Annotated in this window: 4 protein-coding genes and 1 pseudogene; 1 reads left to right on the top strand and 4 read right to left on the bottom strand. The window is 61.7% G+C overall.

What is annotated here, in order from left to right:
- Positions 1 to 204 precede the first annotated feature (204 nt).
- The 4 genes from I5W_RS18055 to prfB form a co-directional block, all read right to left on the bottom strand.
- Entirely contained in the window at positions 205 to 1,116 is a 912-nt protein-coding gene (locus tag I5W_RS18055; RefSeq protein WP_044530264.1) for an alpha/beta hydrolase, read from the bottom strand.
- A 414-nt stretch (positions 1,117 to 1,530) separates the two neighbouring features.
- Positions 1,531 to 2,190 (bottom strand): glycine zipper 2TM domain-containing protein, encoded by a 660-nt coding sequence (locus I5W_RS18050; RefSeq protein ID WP_044530263.1) that lies wholly within the window; start codon positions 2,188 to 2,190, stop codon positions 1,531 to 1,533.
- A gap of 278 nt (positions 2,191 to 2,468) precedes the next feature.
- Positions 2,469 to 4,010 (bottom strand): lysine--tRNA ligase, encoded by a 1,542-nt coding sequence (lysS, locus tag I5W_RS18045; protein ID WP_044530262.1) that lies wholly within the window; start codon positions 4,008 to 4,010, stop codon positions 2,469 to 2,471.
- A 73-nt stretch (positions 4,011 to 4,083) separates the two neighbouring features.
- A protein-coding gene (gene prfB, locus I5W_RS18040) for a peptide chain release factor 2 (RefSeq protein WP_199901761.1) occupies positions 4,084 to 5,189 on the bottom strand; the annotation gives its coding sequence in 2 pieces (ribosomal slippage) (positions 4,084 to 5,112 and positions 5,115 to 5,189; 1,104 coding nt in all).
- A gap of 181 nt (positions 5,190 to 5,370) precedes the next feature.
- Here prfB and I5W_RS18030 point away from each other — a divergent pair.
- Positions 5,371 to 6,224, top strand: a pseudogene (locus I5W_RS18030) (alkaline phosphatase); the annotation flags it as partial.

Here is a 6,224-nt window from a genome sequence, read left to right as displayed (position 1 = left end):
GTACAGTGGTCGCAATCCCTGCGGGCGCCAGCTCTTGGCGTTCTTTAATCGGATCAGGCTCATGATGGCTTTGGAATGGTGGCGCGTCGTATCCATCTTGGTTCACATCACACGTGCGTGCAATGAGCTCATGTTAAGAATGCAGTCTGTCAACAAGCTTACCGGTGCGAAAAAGTGGCCGGCGGCGTTGTTTCTGTGCGTCACTCAGTGACGTCTATCCTTCAGCGGCGAGGCATGACCCAGGTATTTGCGGGAGAGATCGTTACCATGGATCTCGATGCTGCGCTTGATGAACATCACGGTTTCGTTGGTGACGATCTCGCGTTCATTGTCCACCGTGATGATGTGATAACAATCGCCCAGCCAGACCACCTTGCGCACTTCCGCATTGATGTGTTGCAGGATCACCTCGGCATTGCGCGGGGAGGCAGTTTCATCGTCGATGGAATGAATGATCAGGGTATCGGTGCGCACCAGCGGCAGCGACTGGCGCACGAAGTCGATCATGCGCAGCGCGGCGCGCAGGTGGCGGGCCGGGATGGCGGCGGCGCCGACGGCGGCTACGCCATCCTTTTCCAGCGCGGCGGCCACTCGGCGGCGCATCTCGAAGTTCTTGATGCCGTAAGGTTCGCTTTCCTTGTAGGACCAGTTGCGCACGCCCATGTCGTAGACCACGGTCAACAGTTTCCAGTACCAGGGCACCGACCAGCCGTCATATTGCAGCACCGGGGAGAGCAGCACCACCGATAGCAATTCCTTGCTGCGTGCGGCCACCGCCAGGGCCAGCGTAGCCCCCATGGACAGGCCGCACAGCGAGACGGTGCGGAATTCTTCCTTCAGGCGGGCCACCCGGCTTTCGACCACGGCGCACCAGTCTTCCCAGCGGGGGGAGACGCGCCGATTGGTCAGGGCTGCTGAATAATTGTCGATGTTCAGGGGGATGACGGTGCAGCCAGCCTTCTTGAGCTGCTTGGGAATCGAGCCCATTTCCAGTTGCGAGCCGCACAGGCCGTGCAGCAGGATCACTGCGTGATCCTTGTGGGGGCCGCCATGGCGGTCATCGGCACGGGTCGTGTTGACCTGGCCACTGGTATCGGTGGATGACTGTGAGTCCATAAATCTTCAAACGCTTTCGCGCCGCATGGGCGCGCCCTGGCGAATCATTCGCCCCCGTTCAGTACGAGCTGGCGGGCCGACGCTTGGCGCGTTCTTTAACCCGACTACCTATTCCGCTGCCGTCCAGGCGGATAACTTTGCGCGAAAGTCTAACCGCCCGGCAGGAATGTTGCCAGCGTTTATCAAAAATCCTTTCCAGGGATGCCGGCTGAGGGGAGGCTTGGCATTCCGTTTGACGGGAATATTACTGGTGGATGACAGGATAACGTTGTTTGTACGCAATTGGTGTACATCACTTCATATCATATCTTGCCGGGTGATGTTTTATGCAATACATCAAAAGTATCAAACTGCCAAGAAAAAAGCCCTTCGAGGGGCTCGAAGGGCTTTGCAGGGCTTGCCAGCCAGCAGTGATCAGCCGCGGCCTTCCAGATGACCGTTGACCACGCGCACCTGGTCACCCACGCGCCAATTGTCGCCGCTTTGCGGGAAGCTGCGGGTCTTGCCGGTTTCCATGCGCACATCGACCACGTAGCTGGTGGTGGCGCGCACGTTCTTCTCGACTTCGTTACCGGCATAGCCGCCACCGACGGCACCGGCGATGGTGGCCAGGGTGCGACCAGTGCCGCCGCCGATCTGGTTGCCCAGCAGGCCGCCGACCACGGCACCACCGGCAATACCGACGCCGCTGGTGGGAGCGGTCTGGCGCACGGTACGCACGCCGATCACTTCACCGCAGCTACTGCAGATGGCCGGGGCGCGTTGTGCCACCGGGGCTGCAGCTTGGGCCGGGTAGGCGCCTTGCTGCGGCTGGTAGGAGGTGGCCGGACGGGCTTGCGGCTGGGCCAGTTGTGATTGGCTCACGGGCTGGCCGGGTTGTTCCAGAGAGGCCAACTGCTGCGGCGAATTGGCGCTGCGGGAAGTGGGCAGCAGGCCGGTCATGGCGGCCACGCCGATCAGGCTGACCAGGATCACGGCCACCGAGGCGCCGGCGACCAGGGGATGCAGGCGGCCAGAGGAGGGCTTGGCCACTGCGGTGTTGCTGCTCAGGTTTTGTGTGGTGTTGGTTTCCATGATGACCTCTATAGTTGTTTTGTTGTGGTTGATAAGTGGATGACTGGATTATGGAGTGGTCATCGGCCAAAAAAAATCCCGATTCTGTGTCAGTTGTAAAAACTTGTAATGGCACAACAGGCGCCTCTGTCGTGGGTTATCAGCGCAACAGCAGTGTTTGAGGGGAAGCAGCAGGCAAGCGCCAGCGGGAAGGAGCGGTTCTGCATCCCGGGCGGGATGCAGAGGAAGGCACATCGAGGGTTTGCGGGCGGCAGTCAGGGCGACCGCCTTCTGCCGGATCAGTCTTCGCGGCGCAGGTGCGGGAACAGGATCACGTCGCGGATGTTGGGCGAGTCGGTGATGAGCATCATCAGGCGGTCGATGCCGATGCCGCAGCCGCCGGCCGGGGGCATCCCATATTCCAGGGCGCGGATGTAGTCGGCGTCGTAGTACATGGCTTCTTCGTCACCGGCATCCTTGGCCGCTACCTGGGCGTGGAAACGTGCGGCCTGGTCTTCGGCATCGTTCAATTCCGAGAAGCCGTTGGCGATCTCGCGGCCGGTGATGAAGAGTTCAAAGCGCTCGGTGATACCGGCCACCGTGTCGGACGCACGCGCCAGCGGCGAGACTTCGACCGGGTAGTCGATGATGTAGGTCGGGTTCCACAGTTGCGACTCGGCGGTTTCTTCAAACAGCGCCAGTTGCAGCGCGCCGATGCCAGCACCTGCCAGCGGGGCTTGGTCGGTCTTGACGCCGAACTTCTTGAGTTCCGTGCGCAGGAAGTCGATGTCGGCCAGTTGCGCCTCGGTGTAGTTGGGCGCGTACTTCAGGATCGCGCCGGTGATGGTCAGGCGGTCGAAGGGCTTGGACAGGTCCAGCTCGCGGCCCTGGTAGGTCAGCACGGCAGTGCCGTGGGCATCGATGGCAGCCTGGCGGATCACCTGTTCGGTGAAGCCCATCAGCCACTGGTAATCCACGTAGGCAGCGTAGAACTCCATCATCGTGAATTCCGGGTTGTGACGCGGCGACACGCCTTCATTGCGGAAATTGCGGTTGATCTCGAAGACGCGCTCGAAGCCGCCCACCACCAGGCGCTTCAGGTACAGCTCGGGAGCGATGCGCATGAACATCTGCATGTCCAGCGCGTTGTGGTGGGTGATGAAGGGCTTGGCCGCGGCGCCGCCCGGGATGGGGTGCAGCATCGGGGTTTCCACTTCCATGAAGCCGTTGGTTTCCATGAAGCGGCGGATCGACGACATCGCGGCGGTACGCGCCTTGAAGGTGCGGCGGGTCTCTTCGCTCATGATCAGGTCGACATAGCGCTGGCGATACTTCATTTCCTGGTCGGCCAGGCCGTGGAACTTGTCCGGCAGCGGACGCAGCGACTTGGTGATCAGCTTCAGCTGGGTGACCTTGATCGACAGCTCGCCGGTCTTGGTCTTGAAGAGCGTACCTTCCGCACCCAGGATATCGCCCAGGTCATAGTGCTTGAAGGCGGCCATGGCTTCTTCGCCGGTGACGTCGCGGGTCACGTAGAGCTGGATGCGGCCATCGGCGCGTGCACCCGAGGCATCCTGCAGGGTGGCGAAGGCCGCCTTGCCCATGACCCGCTTCAACATCATGCGGCCGGCGACGGTGACGGTGACCGGCTCGGCTTCCAGGGCTTCGTTCTCGAAGCTGTCGTATTGCGCATGCAGGTCGGCAGCCTTGTTGGCCGGACGGAAATCGTTGGGGAAGGCGACGCCCTGTTCGCGGATGGCCGCCAGCTTGGCGCGGCGCTCGGCGATGATGCTGTTCTCGTCGGCTGCCGGCTGGGCGGCGGGGGTGTTTTGCGTGGTCATGGTTGGAATTCTTGAAGGTTGAACGGTCAGTCCGGCAAAGCCCGGTCGCGCAGTGCTACGCGACCGGTCTGGATCAGACGCCCTGTTTCAGCGAGGCCGCGATGAAGTCGTCGATGTCGCCATCGAGCACGGCCTTGGTATTGCCGGTTTCGAAGTTGGTGCGCAAGTCCTTGATGCGCGACTGGTCCAGCACGTAGGAGCGGATCTGGTGACCCCAGCCGACGTCGGTCTTGGAGTCTTCCAGCTTCTGCTGCTCGCTCATGCGCTTGCGCAGTTCCAGCTCGAACAGCTTGGCGCGCAGCATGTCCCAGGCTTCGGCGCGGTTGCGATGCTGGCTGCGGTCGTTCTGGCATTGCACGACGATGCCCGAGGGCGCGTGCGTGAGGCGCACGGCGGAGTCGGTCTTGTTGATGTGCTGGCCACCGGCGCCGGAGGCGCGGTAGGTATCGACGCGCACGTCGGCCGGGTTGATCTCGATCTCGAAGGATTCATCCACTTCGGGGTAGACGAACAGGCTGGAGAAGGAGGTGTGGCGGCCATTGGACGAGTCGAAGGGCGACTTGCGCACCAGGCGGTGCACGCCGGTTTCGGTACGCAGGAAGCCATAGGCATATTCGCCTTCGACCTTGATGGTGGCGGTCTTGATGCCGGCCACTTCACCGTCGGACTGTTCCAGGATCTCGGCCTTGAAGCCCTTGCGTTCGCAATAGCGCAGGTACTGGCGCAGCAGCATGGAAGCCCAGTCCTGGGCTTCGGTTCCGCCGGCACCGGCCTGGATGTCGATGAAGCAGTTGTTGGCGTCCATGGGGCCGCTGAACATGCGGCGGAACTCCATCTCTTCCACCATCTTCTTCAGGTTCTCGGCATCGGCCTCGATGGCGACGATGGTGTCCTCGTCCTTTTCCTCGCGCGCCATCTCGAAGAGGTCGCGGGCATCGGTGAGTTCGCTATCGATCTTGATGAGGGTGTGGACGATCGCTTCCAGCGATTTCTTTTCCTTGCCGGAGTCCTGGGCCCGCTTCTGGTCGTTCCAGACGTTGGGGTCTTCCAGTTCGGCGTTGACTTGTTCGAGTTTCTCCGACTTCACATCGAAGTCAAAGATACCTCCCGAAGCTCGGTGGCGCGGGTGGCCAGGTCGTCGAGCAGGGATTGGAGGGAATTGAGGCGTTCTGCTTCCATGATGGTTTCTTTTGCGATCAAACCTTGAATTATACAAGAGGAGGAGGGCAGTTTCACCCGTCACGCGCCTGTCATTTTCCCTCGTTACCATCGGCGCGCTTGTTTGACTGACAAAATCCTGACGGCAGCGCTCGGCGCTGCCCGACACCTGCTATCTGCTAGCCAATACGGAGAACCTTCGATGAGACAGCCTGCCCCCACCGCCCTCCCATCCGCTACCGACCAGCCGCAAGCCGCTCGCCGTGGCCTGCTCAAGGCACTCGCCGCCGCACCGCTGCTGCCGCTGACCGGTGGCCTGTCGGCCTCGGCCCTGCTGGCTGGCTGCGCCACTGCGGGGGCGGGCAAGCCCTTCGCCTCGGCACGTTTCACCGGAATGCCGGCACCGACCCTGGCCAACCCGGCCGCCATGGCCAGCACCACCGTGGGTTCAGCCCTGGAAGTCAGCTTTGCCGATGGCAGCAAGCAAAGCTACCAGTTGGCCTACCAACCCTTCTTCATGACCGGTGACATGGTGCCGGACGGTAAGGGCGGCACCATCCTGGCCGGTGGCTATCTGGACATCAACAACCAGCCCATCATTGACCGTTCGCTGCCGGGCAAGGAACGCCAGTTCTATTCCGACTGCCCGGACGGCTCCTCGCTGCTGACCCTGCAAAACGCCAAGGTGCCCGGCGTGAAAGGCAATGCAGTATTTGCCGTGGTGCAATTCGAATACACCACCCGCGATCAGAAGCAAGCCGCCATGTATGGCCAACTGCCGTCGCCCATCGCCGTGCTGACGCTGGACCAGGACCCGTCCTCGGGCAAGCTCTCGCTGGTGCAGTACCACAACGTCGATACCTCCCAGGTCAACGGCCTGTGGATCACCTGTGGCGCCAGCCTGTCGCCCTGGAATACTCACTTGTCGTCCGAAGAATATGAACCGGATGCCTCGGCCATCGCCACCAACCCGCAATTCAGGCGTTCAGGCAGAATCTGTATGGCGATGAGAACCGTGCCCAATCCCTACACTACGGCCATCTGCCGGAAGTGACC

The organism is Herbaspirillum sp. B65 (assembly GCF_000333555.1).
Taxonomy (GTDB): domain Bacteria; phylum Pseudomonadota; class Gammaproteobacteria; order Burkholderiales; family Burkholderiaceae_D; genus Herbaspirillum; species Herbaspirillum rubrisubalbicans.
This window is presented reverse-complemented; position numbering and strand designations above follow the sequence as displayed.

Coding starts and splice junctions, on each gene's coding strand:
- I5W_RS18055 (WP_044530264.1), bottom strand. CDS start 1,116: ATGGACTCACAGTCATCCACCGATACCAGTGGCCAGGTCAACACGACC.
- I5W_RS18050 (WP_044530263.1), bottom strand. CDS start 2,190: ATGGAAACCAACACCACACAAAACCTGAGCAGCAACACCGCAGTGGCC.
- lysS (WP_044530262.1), bottom strand. CDS start 4,010: ATGACCACGCAAAACACCCCCGCCGCCCAGCCGGCAGCCGACGAGAAC.